The organism is Streptomyces sp. A0592, assembly GCF_004795115.1.
In the GTDB taxonomy this organism is placed as follows: Bacteria; Actinomycetota; Actinomycetes; order Streptomycetales; family Streptomycetaceae; genus Streptomyces; species Streptomyces erythrochromogenes.
In genome coordinates, this window is sequence record NZ_SSBM01000003.1 from 244,840 (window position 1) to 265,502 (window position 20,663).

At 73.2% G+C, this 20,663-nt stretch carries 19 protein-coding genes; 8 read left to right on the forward strand and 11 right to left on the reverse strand.

What is annotated here, in order from left to right:
• Window positions 1-269 precede the first annotated feature (269 nt).
• Window positions 270-788 (forward strand): EF-hand domain-containing protein, encoded by a 519-nt coding sequence (locus E6U81_RS06490; protein ID WP_136229117.1) that lies wholly within the window; start codon window positions 270-272, stop codon window positions 786-788.
• Between the two features lie 596 nt (window positions 789-1,384).
• On the opposite strand, the gene purU is transcribed toward E6U81_RS06490, so the two are convergent.
• On the reverse strand, window positions 1,385-2,269 hold the full coding sequence (purU, locus tag E6U81_RS06495) for a formyltetrahydrofolate deformylase (RefSeq protein WP_136229118.1): 885 nt from the start codon (window positions 2,267-2,269) through the stop codon (window positions 1,385-1,387).
• Between the two features lie 14 nt (window positions 2,270-2,283).
• Entirely contained in the window at window positions 2,284-2,730 is a 447-nt protein-coding gene (locus tag E6U81_RS06500; RefSeq protein ID WP_030902465.1) for a hypothetical protein, read from the reverse strand.
• A 196-nt stretch (window positions 2,731-2,926) separates the two neighbouring features.
• On the opposite strand from E6U81_RS06500, the gene E6U81_RS06505 reads away from it, so the two are divergent.
• Window positions 2,927-4,216: an ABC transporter substrate-binding protein gene (locus E6U81_RS06505; RefSeq protein WP_136229119.1), complete on the forward strand. Its 1,290-nt coding sequence runs from the start codon at window positions 2,927-2,929 to the stop codon at window positions 4,214-4,216.
• Between the two features lie 43 nt (window positions 4,217-4,259).
• Here the strand turns inward: E6U81_RS06505 and E6U81_RS06510 are convergent, their stop codons facing one another.
• On the reverse strand, window positions 4,260-5,588 hold the full coding sequence (locus tag E6U81_RS06510) for a hypothetical protein (RefSeq protein WP_136229120.1): 1,329 nt from the start codon (window positions 5,586-5,588) through the stop codon (window positions 4,260-4,262).
• A 226-nt stretch (window positions 5,589-5,814) separates the two neighbouring features.
• Entirely contained in the window at window positions 5,815-7,185 is a 1,371-nt protein-coding gene (locus E6U81_RS06515; RefSeq protein WP_136229121.1) for a transcriptional regulator, read from the reverse strand.
• 234 nt (window positions 7,186-7,419) lie between these two features.
• Here E6U81_RS06515 and E6U81_RS06520 point away from each other — a divergent pair, with 234 nt between their 5' ends.
• The 3 genes from E6U81_RS06520 to E6U81_RS06530 all read left to right on the forward strand — a co-directional run bounded on the left by E6U81_RS06520 (window position 7,420) and on the right by E6U81_RS06530 (window position 10,721).
• Complete coding sequence (locus E6U81_RS06520; RefSeq protein WP_240803680.1) at window positions 7,420-8,088, forward strand: bifunctional DNA primase/polymerase; 669 nt, start codon at window positions 7,420-7,422, stop codon at window positions 8,086-8,088.
• A gap of 135 nt (window positions 8,089-8,223) precedes the next feature.
• Window positions 8,224-9,075, forward strand: coding sequence for an ABC transporter ATP-binding protein (locus E6U81_RS06525; RefSeq protein ID WP_136229122.1), 852 nt, complete (start codon window positions 8,224-8,226; stop codon window positions 9,073-9,075).
• Window positions 9,072-10,721 carry a transporter gene (locus E6U81_RS06530; RefSeq protein ID WP_136229123.1) on the forward strand — a complete coding sequence of 550 codons (1,650 nt, stop codon included), beginning with the start codon at window positions 9,072-9,074 and terminating at the stop codon, window positions 10,719-10,721. Before E6U81_RS06525 ends, E6U81_RS06530 begins: the two co-directional genes overlap by 4 nt.
• A 102-nt stretch (window positions 10,722-10,823) precedes the next feature.
• On the opposite strand, the gene E6U81_RS06535 is transcribed toward E6U81_RS06530, so the two are convergent.
• The 3 genes from E6U81_RS06535 to E6U81_RS06545 form a co-directional block, all read right to left on the reverse strand.
• Window positions 10,824-11,342 carry a hypothetical protein gene (locus E6U81_RS06535; protein WP_136229124.1) on the reverse strand — a complete coding sequence of 173 codons (519 nt, stop codon included), beginning with the start codon at window positions 11,340-11,342 and terminating at the stop codon, window positions 10,824-10,826.
• Between the two features lie 148 nt (window positions 11,343-11,490).
• A complete protein-coding gene (locus tag E6U81_RS06540; protein WP_136229125.1) occupies window positions 11,491-12,366 on the reverse strand; it encodes an alpha/beta hydrolase in 876 nt (291 codons plus the stop codon).
• A gap of 289 nt (window positions 12,367-12,655) precedes the next feature.
• Window positions 12,656-13,348, reverse strand: coding sequence for a metal-dependent transcriptional regulator (locus E6U81_RS06545; protein WP_030665907.1), 693 nt, complete (start codon window positions 13,346-13,348; stop codon window positions 12,656-12,658).
• A 211-nt stretch (window positions 13,349-13,559) separates the two neighbouring features.
• Here E6U81_RS06545 and E6U81_RS06550 point away from each other — a divergent pair, with 211 nt between their 5' ends.
• A complete protein-coding gene (locus E6U81_RS06550; RefSeq protein WP_136229126.1) occupies window positions 13,560-14,315 on the forward strand; it encodes an SIS domain-containing protein in 756 nt (251 codons plus the stop codon).
• A 44-nt stretch (window positions 14,316-14,359) separates the two neighbouring features.
• Here E6U81_RS06550 and E6U81_RS06555 read toward each other — a convergent pair whose 3' ends face one another.
• Both E6U81_RS06555 and pdxH read right to left on the reverse strand, forming a co-directional pair.
• Window positions 14,360-15,673: a PAS domain-containing protein gene (locus E6U81_RS06555; RefSeq protein WP_136229127.1), complete on the reverse strand. Its 1,314-nt coding sequence runs from the start codon at window positions 15,671-15,673 to the stop codon at window positions 14,360-14,362.
• A 443-nt stretch (window positions 15,674-16,116) separates the two neighbouring features.
• Complete coding sequence (pdxH, locus tag E6U81_RS06560) at window positions 16,117-16,779, reverse strand: pyridoxamine 5'-phosphate oxidase (RefSeq protein ID WP_240803681.1); 663 nt, start codon at window positions 16,777-16,779, stop codon at window positions 16,117-16,119.
• A gap of 200 nt (window positions 16,780-16,979) precedes the next feature.
• On the opposite strand from pdxH, the gene E6U81_RS06565 reads away from it, so the two are divergent.
• The gene (locus E6U81_RS06565; RefSeq protein WP_031155218.1) at window positions 16,980-18,086 is read left to right on the forward strand and encodes a citrate synthase 2; all 1,107 of its coding nucleotides are present in this window, start codon (window positions 16,980-16,982) and stop codon (window positions 18,084-18,086) included.
• A 118-nt stretch (window positions 18,087-18,204) separates the two neighbouring features.
• Window positions 18,205-18,597, forward strand: coding sequence for a DUF3592 domain-containing protein (locus E6U81_RS06570; protein ID WP_136229128.1), 393 nt, complete (start codon window positions 18,205-18,207; stop codon window positions 18,595-18,597).
• Between the two features lie 10 nt (window positions 18,598-18,607).
• On the opposite strand, the gene E6U81_RS06575 is transcribed toward E6U81_RS06570, so the two are convergent.
• Together E6U81_RS06575 and E6U81_RS06580 are read right to left on the reverse strand one after the other, a co-directional pair.
• Window positions 18,608-19,246, reverse strand: coding sequence for a TetR/AcrR family transcriptional regulator (locus tag E6U81_RS06575; RefSeq protein ID WP_240803682.1), 639 nt, complete (start codon window positions 19,244-19,246; stop codon window positions 18,608-18,610).
• Entirely contained in the window at window positions 19,234-19,971 is a 738-nt protein-coding gene (locus E6U81_RS06580) for an enoyl-CoA hydratase family protein (protein ID WP_136229129.1), read from the reverse strand. Before E6U81_RS06580 ends, E6U81_RS06575 begins: the two co-directional genes overlap by 13 nt.
• Between the last annotated feature and the right edge of the window lie 692 nt (window positions 19,972-20,663).

Below are 20,663 nucleotides of genomic sequence, written 5' to 3' on the forward strand. Positions count from 1 at the left end.
TGTAGTGGGCACATGGCGGATCGCGCCTGTTTTGGACGAAGCTCCCCTCGGAAGTAGGCCCTGCGTGATAGGGGCGTTGCAGGGCGTGAACGGTGGTGCGGCCCAGGGCACATGGGTACAGGCGTACGCGCCCCGCCGCGCTCCCCGTGCGCGGGTTCGATGCGGCCGCCTGCTTGACCACTTCGCTTAACGTGCAGGCCACCAAGGCCTTACGCTCCTGCCTTGTCTTGATCTGAACCCCACGCACACGTGAAGGTGGAACGCCGCATATGGACAGCGCAGAATACGAGCGCAAGATCGCCGCCCGATTCGCCACCTTCGACCAGGACGGGTCCGGCTTCATCGACCGGGAGGACTTCAGCGCGGCCGCGAAGGCCGTCCTGGCCGAATTCGGTACCGCCGCACGGTCGGAGAAGGGCCAGGCCGTCTTCGGCGGCGCCGAGGCGTTCTGGCAGGGTATGGCCGGGATCGCGGACGTCGACGGGGACCAGCGGGTGTCCCGCGAGGAGTTCATCACCGGCGCGGCCAAGCGGCTGCGCGACAACCCGCAGCGGTTCGCGGAGATCGCCAGGCCGTTCCTGCGGGCCGTGATCGCGGTGGCGGACGAGGACGGCCTCGGCGCGACGCCGACGGCCGCGGCCCGGGTGCTGCGCGTCCTCGGGACGGCGCCCGAACTCGCCGAGCAGGTGGCGCAGGGCCTCGACACCGACGGCGACGGCCGCATCTCGGAGGACGAGATCCTGGCCGCCTTCGCGGGGTACTGCGGCGTGGAGGCCCCGGACGCGTAACGCCTGCGGCTAGGCCGTCTCTTTCGGATCTTGCCGGGCCGCGCCGCCCGGCACCGCACCTCATCCCCCGGACTCCGTCCGGGGGGGGACCCCCAGGTTGTCGGGGCACCCGAGTACGTCCAGTACACGGGCGCCCCTCCGCCTTGCGATGCAACGGCACCGGACGACGCGGGCTCGACCGACAAGATCCGAAAGAGACGGCCTAGTGCTGTGACCGGGTGGACCGCCCGACGCCACGCCGCCCGCACAGCGGTGACGGACAGGCGGCCCCACCGGGTGCTGCCGTGCGACCGGCCGGGCCGGAGGACCGGGACCGGGGCAGGCCCCGCCGTCCCGCGCCCGGCACACCACGGCCCCGACCCCGGCCAGGGCGAACCGCGACCCCGGGCCGGCGTGCGCGCCCCGTGCGCCCGAGGACGCGGGCCGGACGGCCGACGCGCCGCGAGCCGGTCACCGTCGGCGCGAGCTGCGAGCTGCGAGCTGCGAGCTGCGAGCTGCGTAGCTGCGAGCCGCAGGTCCCGAGCCGGGGGCCGCCGGTCACGTCATGGCCGGACCGGGCCCGCCCTGGGCGCGGCCCGTTCCCCGCGCGGCGCCCGTCAGGCGAAGACCACCGTGCGGGAGCCGTTCAGCAGTACGCGGTGCTCGCTGTGCCACTTCACCGCGCGCGCGAGCGCCTGGCACTCCACGTCGCGGCCGACGGCCACCAGCTGGTCCGGGGTGACCTCGTGGCCCACCCGCTCGACCTCCTGCTCGATGATCGGCCCCTCGTCGAGGTCGGCCGTCACGTAGTGCGCGGTCGCGCCGATCAGCTTCACACCGCGCGCGTGCGCCTGGTGGTACGGCTTGGCGCCCTTGAAGCTCGGCAGGAACGAGTGGTGGATGTTGATGATCCGCCCGCTCAGCTCCTTGCAGAGGTTGTCCGACAGCACCTGCATGTACCGCGCCAGCACCACCAGCTCGACGTTCTCGGCGCGTACGAGTTCCAGCAGCTGCGCCTCGGCCTGCGCCTTGGTGTCCTTCGTCACCGGGATGTGCACGAAGGGCACCTCGTACGAGGCGACCAGCTCGGCGAAGTCGGTGTGGTTGGAGACCACGGCCGCGATCTCGACCGGCAGGGCCCCGATCCGCGAGCGGAACAGCAGGTCGTTGAGGCAGTGCCCGAACTTGGACACCATCAGGACGATCCGCATGCGCTCCTCGGAGCGGTGGATCTCCCAGTCCATCTTGAAGGACTCACCGATGGCGGCGAAGCTCGCCCGCAGCTTCTCCACCGTGACCGCAGGCTCGGCCTCGAAGTGCACCCGCATGAAGAAGAGCCCGGTCTCCCGGTCTCCGAACTGCTGGCTGTCCACGATGTTGCAGCCGGTCATGAACAAGTAGCTCGACACGGCGTGCACGATGCCCTGCTTGTCGGGGCAGGACACGGTCAGGACGTACTGGGGCTGCTGCTGGGCCTGGGCCTCGGTGTGCGGGTCGCTCATGACCGCACAGCCTTTCACACCGCGCGGGTGAGGATCTTCAATACTTCCAGCGAGGTGGGCCGTACGTCCGGGTCGTCCCCGTCGGCCTGCGCGAGCCGTACGTGCGCCTCGCGCGCGGCACGGACCGCCTCGGGCCACGCGTGGTGCTCCAGGTAGACGGAGACGGGGGCGTCGGGGCCGACCTGGTGGAGGATCCGGAGGACGCGCAGCACGGCGAGGTCGACGAGGGCCGCCTCCTGCGAGTCGCGGAAGATCGTGCCGACGTACTTCTCCGCCGACCAGCTGTCGAGCCACGTGTCCTCGACGAGCCGGTACACGGCGTCGGTGACGTCGCCGTACCCTTCGTCGCCGGCCAGCCAGGTGTCCTCGTGGAAGGCCGGATCGGAAAGCATGTGCAGCGCCGAGCGCACGTTGCTGCGCCAGCGCCACCACGGCATGTCGTTCAGGGGCATGCCGCCCATGGTGGAGGAGCGGCCGCCGCGTTTGGAAGAGTTCTTCGAACCTTGGGCGAATGTCACGCTTTCGATCGTACGTTCCTGTTCAGTGCGATCTTGAGGCGCCTGCAAGCGACCGCGCCCCCGCAATTCACCTCGACGTCACCCGATGTTGTGTCCATCTCACTCGACAGTTACCGGTGGGGCGGAATGGTGCGTGGACATGACCATCTCGCGACGCGCAGCATCCCTCTCCCGCACCGTCGTGGCCACGGCGATGGGTGCCTGCCTCGTGGCCGGGTGCGGGACCCTCCCCGGCGGCTCGGGGGGCTCGGGGGGAACCATCACCGTCATGACCTTCGCCCCGGAGGGGACCGGCGCCACGAACATGCCCGGGATGACCGGAATGGCCAAGGCCTACGAGCGCTGGGTCAACGCCAAGGGCGGTATCAACGGGCACAAACTCCGCGTATTGACCTGCAACGAGAAGAACACCCCCAGCGGTGCCGCCGACTGCGCCCGCAAGGCGGTCGCGGAGAAGGCCGTCGCCGTCGTCGGCTCCTACAGCCAGCACGGACGCGCCTTCATGGCCCCGCTGGAGGCCGAGGGCATCCCCTTCATCGGCGGCTACGGCGTCTCCTCGGAGGAGTTCCAGTCCCCGCTCTCCTACCCGGTCAACGGCGGCCAGTCCGTCCTGATCGCCGGCGCCGGCCACCAGCTGGGACGCGTCTGCGACCAGGTAGCGCTCGTCCGCCCCGACACCATCGCCGGCGACACCCTGCCGGTCCTCCTCAACGCCGGACTGCGGGCCAACAAGATGGCCGACGCCGCCGACATCCGGGCCGCCGAGGACTCCGCCGACTTCAAGCCGCAGGCCAGCGAGGCCCTCGCGCACACCAGCGGCACCGGCAAGGAGAAGGAGAGGGACAAGGGCTGCGTGACCGCCGTCCTCGGCGAGCGCACCGAGACCTTCTTCGACGCCTTCCGCCGCACCGAACCGCAGCGCAGGAAGCCGCAGATCTCCTCCGTGCTGGGAAGCGTCAGCCAGTCCCTGGTGGACCGCACGGGCGGCCGTGAGAGCCCCTTCGAGGGCGCGTACATCACGAGCTGGTACCCGGTGTCCTCCGACCCCCTCTGGGAGCCGATGCGCAAGGTCGTCACCGACTTCGCCTTCGGCGACGACACCGTCGACCCCGACGACAGCGGGGCGCAGACCACCTGGATCGCGTACACGGTGCTGAGCGAGATCGTGAAGCGCTTCGGGGAGGGCGAGGACATCGACGCCCGCAAGGTCAAGCGGTCGCTGAACGAGTCCCAGCCGGTGAAGACCGGCGGCCTCACCCCCGACCTGAGCTGGCGCTACCAGGACATGCGCGCCGTCGCCGGCTTCCCCCGCATCGTCAACGGCCAGGTCACCTTCCAGATCGTGCAGTCCGGACGCCTCGTGGCGCAGCCCGGCGAGAAGAGCCAGGACATGACCCCGACGCTGGTGCAGGCGCCGCGCACGGCCTGAGCGCGGGCGGGGCCGGCGACCGGTCCGGCCGCCGGTCACCGGCTCAGAGCTGGGACTTGTCGCGCTTGGTGAGGCCGTACTTGGCCGCGATCGTGTTCCACATGGTCGCGGCCGACTCCTTGGCCTTGGTCGCCTCGCCGCTCGACCTGTTGCCTTCGGAGGCGTTCTTGGTGGCCTTGGCCTTGCCGTCCTTGCACTTGTCGTCGTCCACGTCGTCCGCCCACGCGGCATAGCTGTTGTCGGCGTCCGCCGAGGCCTGCCAGGCCTTGTTCAGGGCGGCGGACAGCTTGGCGTGGTCGGGCAGCTTGTCGACCTTCAACTCCTGCAGCCGGGTGATGAGTTCCTCGCGCTGACGGGCCGCGCCGCGCAGGTCCGCGGCCGCCTGGTCGAGGTTGGCGCAGCTCTTGATGTCCTCCACGGCCTTGATCACCGCGGCCCGGCTGTCGTTGCTGTCCGCGAGGAGCTTGTCCAGCTGGACGGCCTGCGGACGGGCCGGGTCGACCGGGGCCTCGCCGGGCTCGGCCGAGCCGCCGCTCGCGGTCGGCGCGGCGGGCACGGCGCCCGGGTCGTTGTTCTGGGGCTTGCCGTCGGGGAGCAGCGTGCCGACACCGAGGCCGACGACGGCGAGGCCGATGACGACGGCGCCGATGATCGCGGGCGAGACCTTGCGGGAGGGCTCCGCCGGCGGGGGCGGGGCGTACTGCTGGTGCGGGTGCGGCTGGTGCGGCTGGTGCGCCTGCGGCGGTACGGGGCCCTGCGCGCGCGGCGGGTAGGGCCGCTGCGGCGGCCGGCCCCGCAGCACGGGCTCCTGTACGGGCGGCAGGTGCTGGGTGTGCCCGGCGGAGTCGTCGTCGCCGCGGAACAGGTTGTCGAAGCCCTCCACGCCGGAGGCGGCGGGAGCGGCGGGGCCCGCGGGGACCGGCGGGATGTACTGCGTCGCCGCCTCCTCGTGCCCGGGGGCCGCGGGGCCGGCCGGCACGGGCGGTATGAACTGGGTCGCGGCCTCGTCGTGCCCGGGATGCCCGGGTTGTCCTGGCTGTCCGGGGTACGCGGGGACGGGCGCGATGTACTGCGTCGCCGCCTCCTCGTACCCGGGAGCCGCGGGATCGGCCGGGACGGGCGGGATGTACTGGGTGGCGGCCTCGGGCAGCGGCGGATAGCCGTAGCCGTGCGGCGCGCCGGGCCCCTCGTAGCCGGGCCCGACCACGTGCCCGGGCGGGGCTTCTGCCGAAGGGTAGGCCTGCGGATACCCGTAGGCGGCCCCGGGCTGCGCCTGCTGCGGCTGCTCCGGGTACGCCGGATACCCGGACGCCGGGTCCGGATCCCACGGAGCACCCGGCTGGGGGGCGCCCCCTTGTCCGCTCTGCGTCACCGGGACTCCTTCTCCGACTCGCCCGACCGTACGGAACGTCCGGCAACGCTACCTGCTCCCGGGGCGCAGCGGGGCGGCCCCCGGCCCCTCGCACCGTCCCCGCCCTTCCGCCCCCTCCTTTCCACCCCTCCCGCACGGCCGGGCCGCCTCCAGCCGGCCCCGCCGGCGCTTGAGGCGCGGATGGGCGGGCCCGGCCCGGCCCCCGGATCGTCGGCCGAGTCCGCCGTCAGGCGACCCGCGCGGCGAACTCCCGTACCGCCGCCTCCTCCCGGTACGGCTCCAGCCGCGTCCTGAAGTCCTCCAGGTACTCCGCCCCCCGGTTCGAGCGCAGCCCCTCCAGCAGGTCCGCCGCCTGCACGGCCGTCTGGCAGGCCTGTTCCACCTCCCGCTGCTGCACCCGCGCCGCCGCCAGCAGCAGCAGCCCGATGGCCCGGCGGCGCGCCTTGCCCGCCGGGAGGCCGCGCAGGGCCTCCTCGGCCTGCCGGGCCGCCGCGTCCGCCTGCCCCAGGTCGCGGTGGCAGTGGGCCAGCTCGTCCGCCAGGTACGACTCGTCGAAGTGGCGGATCCACACCGGGTCGTCGCCCGACTCCGGCTCCGCCCGCTCCAGCGCGCTCAGCGCCCGCGCGGACAGCACCCCCGTCGCCCGGCCGTCGCCCAGCAGCGCGTGCCCGCGCGCCTCGGCGGCGTAGTACATGGCCTCGACCCGAGGGGTGACCTGCCCGCGCGTCCCCTCCTGCGCGGCCCGCGCCAACTGCGCGATCTCCCGCGGGTTCCCGAGCTCCGCCGCGAGGTGGCTCATGGACGCCGCCAGTACGTAGCCCCCGTACGCGCGGTCCCCGGCCGCCTGGGCCAGCCGCAGCGCCTGGATGTAGTAGCGCTGCGCCAGGCCCGGCTGCCCCGTGTCCACCGCCATGTAGCCCGCCAGCTCCGTCAGCCGGGCCACCGCCGCGAACAGGGCCCGCCCGACGGGTTCCCGGTAGGAGCCGCCGATCAGCCCCGACACCACCGAGTTGAGGTAGTGCACGACCACCGGCCGTACGTGCCCGCTGCCGAAGCGGTGGTCGAGTTCCTTGAGGGCCTCGGTGGTCGCCCGTACCGCCTCCACGTCCGACATGCCGACCCGCGAACCGCCGCTGCGCGCCACCTGGGTGTCGGCGCCGGTGATCAGCCAGTCGCGGCTCGGCTCGACGAGCGCCGAGGCGGCCACGCTGGAGCCCGCGAGGAAGTCGCGGCGGCCGACGTCGCTGCGCCACAGCTCGCAGACCTGCTCGATCGCGCCGACGACGGTCGGGGAGAACTGCAGGCCGACACCGGAGGCGAGGTTCTTGCCGTTGGCCATGCCGATCTCGTCGATGGTGACGGTCCGGCCGAGTTTGCGCCCCAGCGCCTCGGCGATGATGCCGGGTGCCCGGCCGCGCGGCTGCTGGCCGCGCAGCCATCGGGCCACGGAGGTCTTGTCGTAGCGCAGATCGAGGCCGTGTTCGGCCCCGCACATGTTCACGCGCCGGGCGAGCCCGGCGTTGGAGCACCCGGCTTCCTGGATGAGCGCCTGCAGCCGTTCGTTCGGCTGGCGGGCGACGAGAGGCCTGGCTGCCATGAAAACCCCCTGCTGACCGCGGGTGATCCGTTGGAATGATCACTTCCCGCCTGATGTGCGGAGAATCTTCCGCTCTGCGTCGTGTCGCTACCCAGCAACAGCGCCCCGGCCTCCTACGCGCCCCCACACGTGCATCAGTGCGCCCCATATGCAGGATCGATGCTCCGCCCGCGGGCGGGTTTACCCCCGTAACCCCGGGTGACCCGGGCAGTTGTGATGGGCGTGGAAGAGACCATGGGAGTCACGGAGACCGCACCCATCCCCAAGCAGCGCGGCGAGCAGCTGCTGGACCATGCCGTGCGGTACGCGGAAGAACGGCACTGGGATGTCTTCGCCGGCACCTGGTTGGAGCCCGGGGACGGCCGGGAGCTGTGCTCCTGCGGGGCCGCGGACTGCCCGGCGCCCGGCGCGCACGCGGCCGTGAAGGACTGGGCGGCGCACGCCACCGGCAGCGCGGTGCAGGTGCGCCGGGTCTGGGGGAAGAACCCGCAGGCGTCGATCCTGCTGCCGACGGGCCGGAGCTTCGACGCGCTGGACGTGCCGGACTCGGCCGGCTTCCTGGCGCTGGCCCGGCTGGAGCGCATGCAGCGCACCCTCGGGCCGGTCACGCTGACGCCCGACCACCGGATGCTGTTCTTCGTGCTGCCCGGCGCCGGCGTCAAGGTCGCCGACCTCGTGCGCAAGCTGGGCTGGACGCCGTCCGCGATCGACCTGACCGCCCGCGGCGAAGGTGAGTACGTCGCTGCCCCGCCGACCCGCTTCGGCGGCCGGGGCGCGGTCCAGTGGGCGCGCCGCCCCACGCCCGCGAACCGCTGGCTGCCCGACACGGAGGAGCTGATCGACGCGCTGGCGTACGCGTGCGGCAGCGAGGCGGCGGCGGAACGCAAGCGGCGCCAGGGATGACGGCGCGACCGTCGTGACGCGGTCCTGTGGGACCGGGCCCGGAACTCATGACATAAGTAACTGATGAAGCCTCTCCCCCTCCTCCTATCGTGAAGAGAGAACGACCAACGGGGACGTGTGACGAGAGGCAGGCGCATGCCGGACCAGGGCGATGCGACGGGTGGAACGTACGGCACGGAGGGCGCGCGAACCGCGCCGTCCGCCGTGCGCGTGGAAGGTCTGTGGAAGCGGTTCGGCGAGCAGGTGGCCGTCGCCGGCATCGATCTGGAGCTGCCCGCGGGGAAGTTCATCGGCCTGGTGGGGCCGAACGGCGCGGGCAAGACGACCACCCTGTCCATGGTGACGGGGCTGCTGCGCCCCGACATGGGGCGGGTCCTCGTCGCGGGACACGACGTGTGGGCCGACCCGACCGAGGTGAAGGCCCGGATCGGCGTACTGCCCGAGGGACTGCGGCTCTTCGAGCGGCTGTCCGGGCGCGAACTGCTGGGCTACATGGGCCGTTTGCGCGGACTCCCGGGCGAGGAGACCGACAAGCGGGCCACGCAGCTGCTGGACATCCTCGACCTCGCCGGTTCGCAGCACAAGCTGGTCGTCGACTACTCGACCGGCATGCGCAAGAAGATCGGCCTGGCCGCGGCCCTGCTGCACAATCCCGAAGTGCTCTTCCTGGACGAGCCGTTCGAGGGCGTCGACCCGGTGTCGGCGCAGACCATCCGCGGAGTGCTGGAACGTTACACCGCGTCCGGTGCGACGGTCGTCTTCTCCTCCCACGTGATGGAGCTCGTCGAGTCGCTGTGCGACTGGGTGGCCGTGATGGCCGCCGGACGCATCCGCGCCGCGGGCCCGCTGGCCGACGTACGGGGCTCCGCGCCCTCCCTCCAGGCCGCCTTCCTCGAACTGGTCGGCGCGCACGGGCGCAACACGGCCGGGGACTCGCTGGACTGGCTCGGCGGCAACTCCGGCAACTCCGGGACGGTCGCGCGATGAGCGCGCCCGCCGCCCCCGCCGGGATCGTCACGGGAGCGACTCCTTCCGCCGCGCCGCCCGCGCTGACCCCGATCTTCCTCCGCATCAAGCTGTCCCTGCTGCGCAACGGGCTGAAGGGTTCCTCGAAGCGCAAGGCCGCCTACTTCTCGACGCTGGCCTTCGCGCTGGTGGTCGGCTTCTTCATGACGCTCGGCCTGGGCCTGCTGCACGGCAACGCGCACGCGGGCACCGTCGTGGTCCTGCTGGCCGCGATCCTGGCGCTCGGCTGGGCCTTCATGCCGCTGTTCTTCCCCGCCGGGGACGAGACGCTGGACCCGAGCCGGCTGGTGATGCTGCCGCTGCGGCCGCGTCCTCTCGTACGGGCCCTGCTCGTGAGCTCGCTCGTCGGCATCGGGCCGCTGTTCACGCTGTGCCTGGCGATCGGCTCGGTGATAGCCGTCGCGCGCGGCGCCGCCGGCGCGGTGGCGGCCGTGGTGGCCGTTCCGCTCCTGCTGCTCGGCTGCGTCACCCTCGCCCGGGCCGTGGCGACGGCCAACGTGCGCCTGCTGACCAGCCGCAAGGGCCGGGACCTGGCGCTCCTCAGCGGCCTGGTGATCGCGGTGGGCGCGCAGCTGGCCAACTTCGCCAGCCAGAGCCTCTTCCAGTCGGGCGGCCTGTCGAAGCTGGAGCCCGTCGAGGCGGTGGTGCAGTGGCTGCCGCCGGCGACCGCCGTCGGCATGGTCGACTCCGTGAGCGAGGGCGCGTACGGGCGGGCGGCGGCCCAGCTGGTGCTGACCGTGGCTGCCCTGGCCGGCCTGATGTGGTCCTGGGAGCGCAGCCTGACCAAGCTGATGGTCGCTCCGGACGGGTCGACGATCGCGGCCTCCGGGCCGGTCAAGGAGCGCGGTGGCGCCGGCGGCGGCTTCTGGGCGCTGCTGCCGGGCGGCCGGACGGGCGCCTCCGCGCAGCGCAGCCTGCGCTACGCCGTACGTGACCCGAAGACCAAGTCGGCCTGGGTGACGGCGCTGGCGATCGGCGTGATCGTGCCCGTCTTCAACGCGCTACAGGGCACCGGGTCGGTCTACCTCGGCAGCTTCGGCGCGGGCATGCTCGGCATGATGATGTACAACCAGTTCGGGCAGGACACCTCGGCGTTCTGGATGGTCGCGCAGACCATCTCCAGCACCCGTGACGCGTACGCGGAGCTGCGCGCCCGCGCGGCAGCGCTGGCCCTGGTCACGCTCCCGTACACGGTCCTCGTCACGGCGGTCACCGCCGCCCTGCTGGACGACTGGCAGGGCTTCCCCGCCGGGGTGGGCGTGGCCCTGGCCCTGCTGGGCTCGATGCTCTGCACGGGGGCGCTGGCCTCGGTCCGCTTCCCGTACTCCATCCCGACCGACGGTGCTTTCAAGAACGTCGCGCCGGGGCAGGGCGGGCTCGCCTGGGGCGGCATCGCCGCCGGAATGCTGGTGTCCGCGGTGGTGGCCGCGCCGGTGATCGCCCTGGCGATCTGGCTGAACGCGGCCGAACACCGTGACGTGTCCTGGGTCCTGCTCCCGATCGGCGTGGCCTGGGGCTGGCTGGCCACCTGGGCGGGCCTGCGGCTCGCGGCCCCGACGCTGTCGCGGAAGCTGCCGGAGATCCTGCTGGCGGTCAGCAAGGGCTGACGCGGCCCCCGCCGTCCCGCGCGCCCGGCGAGCAGGCCGGCGCCCCGAGCGTCGCCGTGCGGCGACTCGGGGCGCGGGAGGCGGCGGGGGGACCGGCCGGGTTCAGTGGGCGGCGAGCAGGACGAGCGCGGCGGCGGAGCCGGCGAACACGATGCCGTGGCGGAGGTTCTGCAGGTACGGCATCACCCAGCGGGGGAATCCCTGCTCGGCGGCGCGGAGCATGGACCTGACGTCGATGCGCCGGAGTTCGGCGTCCTCGGACTTGGCGAAGGCGGCGGTGACGGACGGCACGGCGGTCAGGTTGGAGTGGAGGATCACGCAGTTCACGAGGATGACCAGCGGCTGGACGATCCAGGTGAGCGTGTCCGCCCAGGAGTTGCCGGCGAGCGCGAGGACGGCGGGCACGGCCAGGGCGGTGGCGATCCCGGCGGGCGCCCACGTCTCGTGGCCTCCCGCGTCGAGGCGCATGCCGTTCTCGGCCATGACGGTGGTCCGCACTCCCTGACGCCCCAACTCGGCCTCGACGGCGGCCTGGGCGCGGCTGCCGTAGCGGCTGCGGACGAGCGGGATGCTCAGGAAGGCGAGGGCGATCAGGAGCTGCAGGGCGGCGACGGCGTTCACGGGGGTCCTCGTTTCTCAGGTGTTCTCCTGGCGACGTGGACACCATGGCCCTCCCCCCTGACACCCCCCGAACACCCGCCTGACATCCCGCTGACACGCCCTCCCCACCACCGCCGACCGGTGCCGGGCGGCCCGGTGGGGCCGGGGGTCAGGGGGTGGGGGCCCGGATGTCGTCCAGGAAGGGTTCCAGGACGGAGCGCCAGGCCGCGGGCTGGTCGTAGTGGAGGTAGTGGCCGGCGTCGGGGATCTCCGCGTACCGCCCGGCCGGGAGGACGCGGACCATCTCCTGGGCCTCGGCGCGGCCCAGTTCGCCGTCCAGGCCGCGGACCACGAGGGTCGGGCAGCGGACCTGGGCCAGCTCCTCCCAGTGCGCGTCGTGGACCCACGTCTCGCGGGCCGTCAGCATCTGGCGGCGGGAGAAGAGCGGCCGCCAGCCGTCCGGGGCCTCGTGCATGACCTCGGCGAAGAAGGCGCCGCGGCCGGGGTCGGGGCGCTCCACGCGGGGATCGTCCTCGCCGAACCAGCGACGGGCCGCGTCCTGGGTGGGGAAGGGCAGGGGCCAGAGGTGGAACCAGTCCTCCCATTCGCGCTGGGAGGCCGCGCCGAGGGCCGAGGCGCGCATGTCGCAGATGACGAGGGCCGCGACCAGGTCGGGGCGGCGGGCGGCGAGCTGCCAGGCCGTGAGCGCTCCCATGGAGTGGCCGATCAGGGTGACGGGGGCGAGGCCGAGCTGCTCCACGGCGGCTTCGGCGTCGGCCACGAAGGCCTCGCGGCCCAGGGCCGTGTACGGGGCGGCACCGTCGGGCGGGCGGTCGCTGTGGCCGTGGCCGCGCTGGTCCAGGGCGACGACGCGGCGGCGTTCGCCGAGCCAGTGGGCGGTACCGGCCCAGTGGGAAGCACGGCCCATCAGGCCGTGCAGTAACAGCACGCCGGGGCGGGGGTCTGCTTCGGCGACCGGTTCTCGGAACTGCCAGGCGGCCAGACGGACACCTTCGGCCCCTGTCACATCGATGCGCTGTACCACCGCAGATGCACCCCCTTCGCTCCCCACCAGACTATCGAACCCCCATTCGAAAACGGGGTTCCCGCCCACAACACCGCTCTTTCGAGTGACCTTGCTCAAGGATTGGCCGCCCCTGCCGATGGAGATCCTTTCAACAGGGAGGCGGGCCGCTCGGGGAAGACGGTCCGAGGGGAAGACCTTGAGAGCTCGGGGCTCCAGGTCACACAGGGGAGGACCGGTCCCGGCGCCGCAAGGCGCCGGGACCGACCACTACCGAGGACCGATCCGTACGGCTGGGGACCCTACGAGGTCAGCGCTTCGCCACGAACACGTGCGAGGCGATCTCCGCCTCGAGCTCGGCGGCCTCACCACCACTGCCCACCAGCACACCACCCGGCGACTCGGTCACGCTCACCACAGAACCGGGCTGCACACCCGCACGGCGCAGCGTGTACATCAGCTGGGCGTCCGTCTGGATCGGCTCCCCGATCCGCCGCACGACCACCGTCTTGCCCTCGGTGCCCGGGTCCAGCTCGGACAGGCTGATCATGCCGTCCTCCAGGAACGGCTCCGCCTCGGCCTTCTCCCCCAGCTCCTCCAGCCCCGGGATGGGGTTCCCGTACGGCGACTCGGTCGGGTGGCGCAGCAGCTCCAGCACCCGCCGCTCCACCGCCTCGCTCATCACGTGCTCCCAACGGCAGGCCTCGGCGTGGACCTGCTCCCACTCCAGCCCGATGACGTCGACGAGCAGGCACTCGGCGAGCCGGTGCTTGCGCATGACGCGCGTCGCCAGCCGCCGGCCCTCGTCCGTCAGCTCCAGGTGCCGGTCGGTGGCGACGGCCACCAGGCCGTCCCGCTCCATGCGCGCCACCGTCTGGCTCACCGTCGGCCCGCTCTGGTCCAGCCTCTCGGCGATCCGGGCGCGCATGGGCACCACGCCTTCCTCTTCCAGCTCGAGGATGGTGCGGAGATACATCTCCGTGGTATCGATCAGTCCGGACATTCGTGCCCCTCGGATTGCGTGCGCTGGCCCTGCCCCCAATTCTGACGCATCAGGCCGACAACCGTCCCGTGCCCAGGGGTCAAGACCGGTCCCGTACATGTCCCGGCCCTTCCCACACGGGATTGACGCCCGTATTGACACGCCCTTGGTCCAGACCGCACGGTGAGCGGCGGACACGGACGCACCCCACCTCTGGAAGGGCCTTCGGCGCATGAGCGAGAGCAAGCTGGCCGGTCAGTTCTTCGACGCCGCCATCGGCCTGCTGGAGCGGGTACGGGACGAGGAGGCCCCGCACATCGCCGAGGCCGGCACCCTCATCGCCGACGCCGTAGCCGCCGGCAACCGCCTGTTCGCCTTCGGCGCCGGACACTCCTCGCTGCCCGCCCAGGACGTGGTCTACCGGGCCGGCGGCCTGGCCCTGATGAACTTCCTCGCCGTCCCCGGCACCGCCGGCGTCGACGTCATGCCCGCCACGCTGGGCAGCGCCCTGGAGCGGGTCGACGGCCTCGCCGGCGCCGTCCTCGACAGCAGCCCCGCCGCCGACGGCGACGTCCTCGTGATCATCTCCCTCTCCGGGCGCAACGCCCTGCCGGTCGAGATGGCCATGAACGCCCGCGCCATCGGCCTCAAGGTCATCGGCGTCACCTCCGTCGCGTACGCCACCGACACCCGCTCGCGGCACGTCTCCGGCACCTTCCTCAAGGACCACTGCGACGTCGTCCTCGACAGCAAGATCGCCGTCGGTGACGCCGAACTGAGCATCGACGGCATCGACGCCCCCTTCGCCCCCGCCTCCACCGTCGTCACCAGCGCGATCATGCAGGCGGTCATGGCGACGGCGGCCGGGGAGCTCGCCGCCCGCGGCCTGGAGCCCCCACTGCTGCGCTCGGGCAACGTCGACGGCGGCCACGAGTGGAACGGCCGCGTGATGCAGGAGTACGGCGACCGGATCTTCTTCCGGCACTGACCGGCTTCCGGCACCGACCGGCACCGGTCAGGGACCGGAGCCGGTCACGGGCCCGACGGGCGCGCCGCCAGGTCCAGGTCCGCCGCGACCCGGGCCGCGACCTCCTCCGCGTACGCGGCGTCCGCGCGCTCGAACGCCACCCGCGAGGGCCCGCGCAGGAAGGTCAGCGCGCCCAGGGTCCGCCCCCGGCTGCGCAGCACCGTGCACAGCACGTGCGCCGCGCCCTCGGGCCACTGCCGGGCCCGCGCCCACTCCGCGTCCGCCTCACCGCGCGGCGCGCTGGTGCGCACCGAGCCGATCCGGTCCAGCGCCTGCAGCGCCGGATGCCCGGCCGCGTAGCGCACGGGGATCGAACCGGGCGCCGGCAGCTCGGGCGGCGACGCGGCGCACCGTACGAGCCTTCGCCGCTCGGAGTCGGCCGCGGGGGCCAGTACGTCCAGCAGCGCGTGCTCGGCGAAGCCGGCGAGCGCGAAGTCCAGGCGTACGCCGGCCGCCTCCGCCGGATCCTCGCACTCGGCGGCGGCCCGCCCCGCCCGGTGGAGCTGGTGGGACCGGAACCGCGCCTGCGCGGTGTCGAGCTGTTCCTGCCGGGCCTCGGTGACGTCCTGGATCAGCCAGCCGACACCCAGCGGCACCGGTTCCTCCGCGAGCGGCGAGGCCAGCCGCAGGAACCCGCACCGCCAGCACCGGCGCCGCACGCCCTCCGCCGTGCGCACCGACACCCACATCTCGACGGGCGCGGGCGGCGCCCCCTCCGCGAGCACGTGCTGGAGCGCGCCCTCCAGCTCCTCCACCCCCTGGGTCAGCAGCTCCCCGAGGGGCCGGCCGAGCAGAGCGGTGCGGCCGGTCCCGAAGGCCCGGGCGGCGTGCGTGTTGACCACGGCGGGACGCAGGTCGACGTCGACGAGGACGACGCCCCAGGAGGCGTCCTCCATCAGGGCCTCGCTGAGCGCGATGGACCGCTCCAGGTCGATCTGCGCGTGCACCTCGCTGAAGGCGCAGTACACCCCCGCGGGCGAGCCGTCCGCGGCCGGCACCCCGGCGGACTGCGTCCGTACGAGGACCCGCCCGCCGTCCTTGGTGAGCAGCGCGAACTCGTGGACCTGGCGTCCGGGCACGTGCTGGGCGGACATCAGTCTGTCCTGCACGTCCTGCGCGTCGGCGGCCCGTACCGCCCAGCCCTCGAACCCCTTGCGCCCCACGGCCTCCCCGGGCGACCAGCCCAGGATCCGCTCGGCCTCCCGGTTCCAGTGGGTGATCACCCCGTCGGAATCGAAGGCGCACAGCGCGGCGTCCATCCCGTCCAACAGCGCGGCGAGCAGGTCGTCGGCGGTCTCGTCACGTCCGGAAGCACTCACCTGGAACCCCCAGCAGGTGTTCGCGTATGCGGCACGTCAGATCATTGAACTCGAACGTGACCCACACCACACCGCTTTCGCCGGATTGGGGACACGAAATCCGGTCGGAACGGAGCGGTCGGCGCGCCCAGACGGCATCGGAAGCACCCCGCGGAAGGGCGGGCGCCGGCTCCCAATAAACAGTTGTGACCGTCGGCGTGCATGCCTAGGCTCTGACGTACACGAGAAGGGAGGTGGTTGCCGCAATGTACGGAAACCGGACGCGTGAGGTGGCTGCGGGCTAGGGCCCGTCGTCAGTAGCGCACCCAGTGCGGTGCCCGGCGGATCGCCCGGCGCCAATCCCAAGCAGTCACCCGACCCGCGGGCTCGCCGGTAACGTCCGGCCGGCTCCTCTCACTGCAGGAGAGGACCCCGAGCCCGCGGGTCGTCTGTTTTCCCCTCGGCTACGGGCAGAGCCGTTCCAGGCGCCACTTCTCGCCCTCCAGCACGTAGTGGAGGCGGTCGTGCAGCCGGTTCTCGTGGCCCTGCCAGAACTCGATCTCCTGCGGCACCACCCGCAGCCCGCCCCACTCCGGCGGGACCGGGACCTGCTCGCCCTCCGGATAGCGCTCCGCGAGCTCGGCGTAGCGGCTGTCCAACTCCGCGCGCGAGCCGATCACGCTCGACTGCTCGCTCGCCCAGGCACCCAGCTGCGAGCCGTGCGGCCGGGACCGGAAGTACGCCGCCGTCTCATCGCGGCCGATACGGGCCGCCGTACCGGTCACGATCACCTGACGGGCGATGGGGTGCCAGGGGAAGAGCAGCGCGACCTGCGGGTTCTCCGCGAGCTCCCGGCCCTTGCGGGACGCGTAGTTGGTGAAGAACACGAAGCCCCGGCTGTCGAACTGCTTCAGCAGCACCGTGCGCGAGCTGGGCCGTCCGTCGGGGGTGGCGGTCGAGACGACCATGGCGTTCGGTTCGAAGAGGTGCGAGTCGGCCGCCTGCTGGAACCACCTGGCGAACTGCGCCATGGGGTCCTCGGCGAGGCTCTCCTCGTGGACGATCTCCGAGCGGTACTGCTTGCGCATCATTGCGGGGTCAATGTCCTGATCGGTCACGCCAGCCATCCTGCCGCAGGTGGACCGGCGGCGGTGTGCCGTATGTCACGCTTCCGCAGTCGGGGCGTAGCGGCCAAAATCTTGGGGCCGGTCCGAAGGTCCCCGCACGGGTGACCATCGGCCGTGCCGGGCATCAACGGGGATGACCGCGCCGGACCGCGAGTCACGCCGGGAGCCGCGCGTGTTCGCACTATCTGAGGAGCCGCCTGATGTCCGACTTCGTACCCGGGCTCGAAGGGGTCGTCGCGTTCGAGACGGAGATCGCCGAGCCCGACAAGGAAGGCGGATCGCTCCGCTACCGGGGCGTCGACATCGAAGACCTCGTCGGCCACGTCTCTTTCGGGAACGTCTGGGGCCTGCTGGTCGACGGTGCTTTCAACCCCGGCCTGCCGGCCGCCGAGCCCTTCCCCATTCCGGTCCACTCCGGTGACATCCGCGTCGACGTGCAGTCCGCGCTCGCGATGCTCGCGCCCGTGTGGGGTCTGAAACCGCTGCTGGACATCGACGTGCAGACCGCCCGCGACGACCTGGCGCGCGCGGCCGTGATGGCCCTGTCGTACGTCGCCCAGTCAGCCCGCGGCCAGGGCCTGCCCATGGTCCCGCAGCGCGAGATCGACAAGGCCGAGTCCGTGGTCGAACGGTTCATGATCCGCTGGCGGGGCGAGCCGGACCCGAAGCACGTCAAGGCCGTCGACGCGTACTGGACCTCCGCCGCCGAGCACGGCATGAACGCCTCCACGTTCACCGCGCGCGTCATCGCCTCCACCGGCGCGGACGTGGCCGCCGCCCTCTCCGGCGCCGTCGGCGCCATGTCGGGCCCGCTGCACGGCGGCGCGCCGTCCCGCGTGCTCGGCATGATCGAGGAGATCGAGCGCACCGGCGACGCCGTCGCCTACGTGAAGAAGGCCCTCGACAAGGGCGAGCGCCTGATGGGCTTCGGGCACCGCGTCTACCGCGCCGAGGACCCGCGCGCCCGCGTGCTGCGGCGCACGGCCAAGGAGCTGGACGCGCCGCGCTACGAGGTGGCCGCCGCGCTGGAGAAGGCCGCCCTGGAGGAGCTGCACGCGCGCCGCCCCGACCGGGTGCTCGCCACCAACGTGGAGTTCTGGGCCGCGATCATGCTGGACTTCGCGGAGGTCCCGGCGCACATGTTCACCTCCATGTTCAGCTGTGCCCGTACCGCCGGCTGGTCGGCGCACATCCTGGAGCAGAAGCGCACGGGCCGCCTGGTGCGTCCGTCGGCCCGCTACACGGGCCCGGGCCGACGCAACCCGCAGGAGATCGAGGGCTACGCGGACATCGCCGAGACCGCCTGACCGGCCCGGCCGCCCGCCGCGGGGGCGCCGCGTCCCGGACTCCACCGGGGCGCGGCGCCCTCGCCGCGTTCTCCCCCGAACCCTTGCCGTCCGCCGCCCGCCGCCCGCCGGAGCACCCGTGCACAAGATCCCCTACCTCGTCCTCGGCCTCGGCGCGCTGCTGTTCGCCGTGCTCGCGCTGCGGCGCCGCCTGGTGCTGCGTCGGCGCGGGGTCGCCGTACGGGCCCGCTGCTCCGCCGTACAGCGGCCCGCACAGGGCGGTTCGGCCCGGCTCACGCTGCGCTACCCGACGCCCGACGGACGCACCCGCACCCACCTGGCGTGCGAGGGCGACTGCCCGGCCGGGACCCGTGAGGGGGACACGGTCGAGGTGCTGTACGACCCGCGGGACCCGTCCCGGGCCGAGACCGCGCTCGCCGCCCGGCGGGCCCCCTGGCGCAACTACGACCTGTTGGGGCTCATGGGGGTGTCCCTCGCGATCGTGCTGGCGTCCGTGTCCGCATTCGGCTGAGCGGGCGGGCTCAGCCGAGAGAGGCGTCGAGGATGCGCGACCACTGGGCCACGACACGGGCCCGGCGGGCCGCGTCGTCGGTCAGGACGTTCGCCAGCCCCAGGCCGCGGGCCATGTCGAGGAGGCCCTGCACGGTCTCCCGTACGCCCGGTACGGACTCGTCGGCGCCCAGCAGCTCTACGGCGATGCGGTGGGTCTCGCGGCCGACCCTGGCCTCCAGCTCGGTGACCCGCGGGCGCAGCTGCTCCTCGTTGGAGGCGGCGACCCACAACTGGAGCGCCGCCCGGAAGAGGGCTCCCGTGTACAGGTCCACCAGCGCCTCCACGACGGCCGGGCGGGCGGCCGGGCCGGCGTGGAAGAGGTCGCGCAGGGCGGTGGAGCGTTCCTCGGCGACGTACTCGACTGCGGCGGTGAACAGGTCCTCCCGGGTCGGGAAGTGGTGCTGGGCGGCTCCGCGGGAGACGCCGGCGCGTTCGGCGACGACGGAGACGGTGGAGCCGGCCCAGCCGTGCTCGGCCAGGCAGGACACGGCCGCCTCCAGGAGGTGGCGGCGGGTGACGCGACTGCGCGCCTGCTTGGGGCCGGTGGCGGTGGCAGCGGTGGCTGTGGCGCCCGTCGGGCCGGTGGCGCCGCCGGTCACCGTGCCCATGACGGGTCCCGGCGCTCGAAGCGGGCGGTGATGCCCTCGCGGGCCTCGGCGGAGCCGAAGTGGTGCGCGGACAGTTCGGTGAGGGCAGCGCCGTCCTGCGCGAGGGCCGCGCGCACGGGTGCGGTGACGAGTCGCTTGGTCGCGGCGAGCGCCTGCGGGCCGGCCTTGCGCAGGCCCGCGAGGACGGGGGCCAGGGTCTCGTCGACGTCCTCCCCGTGCAGGGTGAGCAGGCCGATCCGTACCGCCTCGGCGGCGTCGAACGCCTCGGCGGTCAGGAAGTAGCGGGCTGCCGCGCGCGGGTCGAGGCGGGGCAGGAGCGGGGCGGAGATGACGGCCGGGACCACGCCCAGGTGCGTCTCCGTGAAGGCGTACGAGGACTGCGGGCCGGCGGCGGCGATGTCGCAGACGCCGAGCAGGCCGAGGCCGCCGGCCCGGACATGGCCGGTGACGCGGGCGACGACGGGCCGGGGCAGCTCGGCGATCTCGCGGAGCAGCGCCACGAAGTCGGCCGGGGCGGACGGGGACTTGAGGTCGGCACCGGAGCAGAAGGTGGAGCCGGTGTGCGTGAGCACGACGGCGCGCACGGCCGGATCCGCGGCGGCCGCGGCGAGGGCGGCGCGGAGTGCGGCGACGAGTTCGGCGGAGAGCGCGTTGCGGTTGGCCGGGGAGTCGAGGGTGAGGGTGGTGACTCCGGCCGCCGTTGTGGCGTGGACGGGTGTGGCCATGGCTCCTCCGGAGCGGTGGGCGGGGTGGTACGGGGTCCTCCGGGGGGAGGCTATGCGGTGTCCCCTGCGGGGGGCTCGGCGGTATCCGGGTCGCGGCTGCGGGGTCGCTGCGGGGTCGCTGCGCGGGGCTCGGCGGTGTCGGGGGGGCTTGGCGGTGTCGGGGGGGGGCTTGGCGGTGTCGGGGGGGCGGTGTCGGGGGGTGGGGCGGTGCCCCGCACGAGGATCTCCTCGGCTCGCGCCAGGCGGCCGCGGTTCTGCCGTTCGGCCTGGGTTGCGCGCTCGTCCTGCGGGGACCCTCCTGCGTGTCCCCACCCCACGGCAGCGCTCCGGCAAGTACCCGGGAAGCCCCTGGCACGGCCCGGCCGAGGGGGGTGGGGACGTGGCGGGGTGTCCCCGCAGGACGAGCGCGCAACCCCCGGGCCACAGCCGAGACATCCCCGCACGCGCCGAGCCGAGGAGACACCCCGGCGGCGGCCCCGCACCCCGACCGAACCGATCCCGCCGAGCCGAAACCAGCCCCCACCCCGCCGAGCACCCCGCAAGGGAAGGGCCGAGGAGACACCCCGGCGGCGGCCCCACACCCCGACCGAACCGATCCCGCCGAGCCGAAACCAGCCCCCACCCCGCCGAGCACCCCGCAAGGGAAGGGCCGAGGAGACACCCCGGCGGCGGCCCCACACCCCGACCGAACC

Bases quoted from the DNA above. Each gene is read 5' to 3' on its own strand.
- E6U81_RS06490 (WP_136229117.1), top strand. From the start codon at position 270: ATGGACAGCGCAGAATACGAGCGCAAGATCGCCGCCCGATTCGCCACC.
- purU (WP_136229118.1), bottom strand. From the start codon at position 2,269: ATGAGCGACCCGCACACCGAGGCCCAGGCCCAGCAGCAGCCCCAGTAC.
- E6U81_RS06500 (WP_030902465.1), bottom strand. From the start codon at position 2,730: ATGGGCGGCATGCCCCTGAACGACATGCCGTGGTGGCGCTGGCGCAGC.
- E6U81_RS06505 (WP_136229119.1), top strand. From the start codon at position 2,927: ATGACCATCTCGCGACGCGCAGCATCCCTCTCCCGCACCGTCGTGGCC.
- E6U81_RS06515 (WP_136229121.1), bottom strand. From the start codon at position 7,185: ATGGCAGCCAGGCCTCTCGTCGCCCGCCAGCCGAACGAACGGCTGCAG.
- E6U81_RS06520 (WP_240803680.1), top strand. From the start codon at position 7,420: ATGGGAGTCACGGAGACCGCACCCATCCCCAAGCAGCGCGGCGAGCAG.
- E6U81_RS06525 (WP_136229122.1), top strand. From the start codon at position 8,224: ATGCCGGACCAGGGCGATGCGACGGGTGGAACGTACGGCACGGAGGGC.
- E6U81_RS06530 (WP_136229123.1), top strand. From the start codon at position 9,072: ATGAGCGCGCCCGCCGCCCCCGCCGGGATCGTCACGGGAGCGACTCCT.
- E6U81_RS06545 (WP_030665907.1), bottom strand. From the start codon at position 13,348: ATGTCCGGACTGATCGATACCACGGAGATGTATCTCCGCACCATCCTC.
- E6U81_RS06550 (WP_136229126.1), top strand. From the start codon at position 13,560: ATGAGCGAGAGCAAGCTGGCCGGTCAGTTCTTCGACGCCGCCATCGGC.
- pdxH (WP_240803681.1), bottom strand. From the start codon at position 16,779: ATGGCTGGCGTGACCGATCAGGACATTGACCCCGCAATGATGCGCAAG.
- E6U81_RS06565 (WP_031155218.1), top strand. From the start codon at position 16,980: ATGTCCGACTTCGTACCCGGGCTCGAAGGGGTCGTCGCGTTCGAGACG.
- E6U81_RS06575 (WP_240803682.1), bottom strand. From the start codon at position 19,246: ATGGGCACGGTGACCGGCGGCGCCACCGGCCCGACGGGCGCCACAGCC.
- E6U81_RS06580 (WP_136229129.1), bottom strand. From the start codon at position 19,971: ATGGCCACACCCGTCCACGCCACAACGGCGGCCGGAGTCACCACCCTC.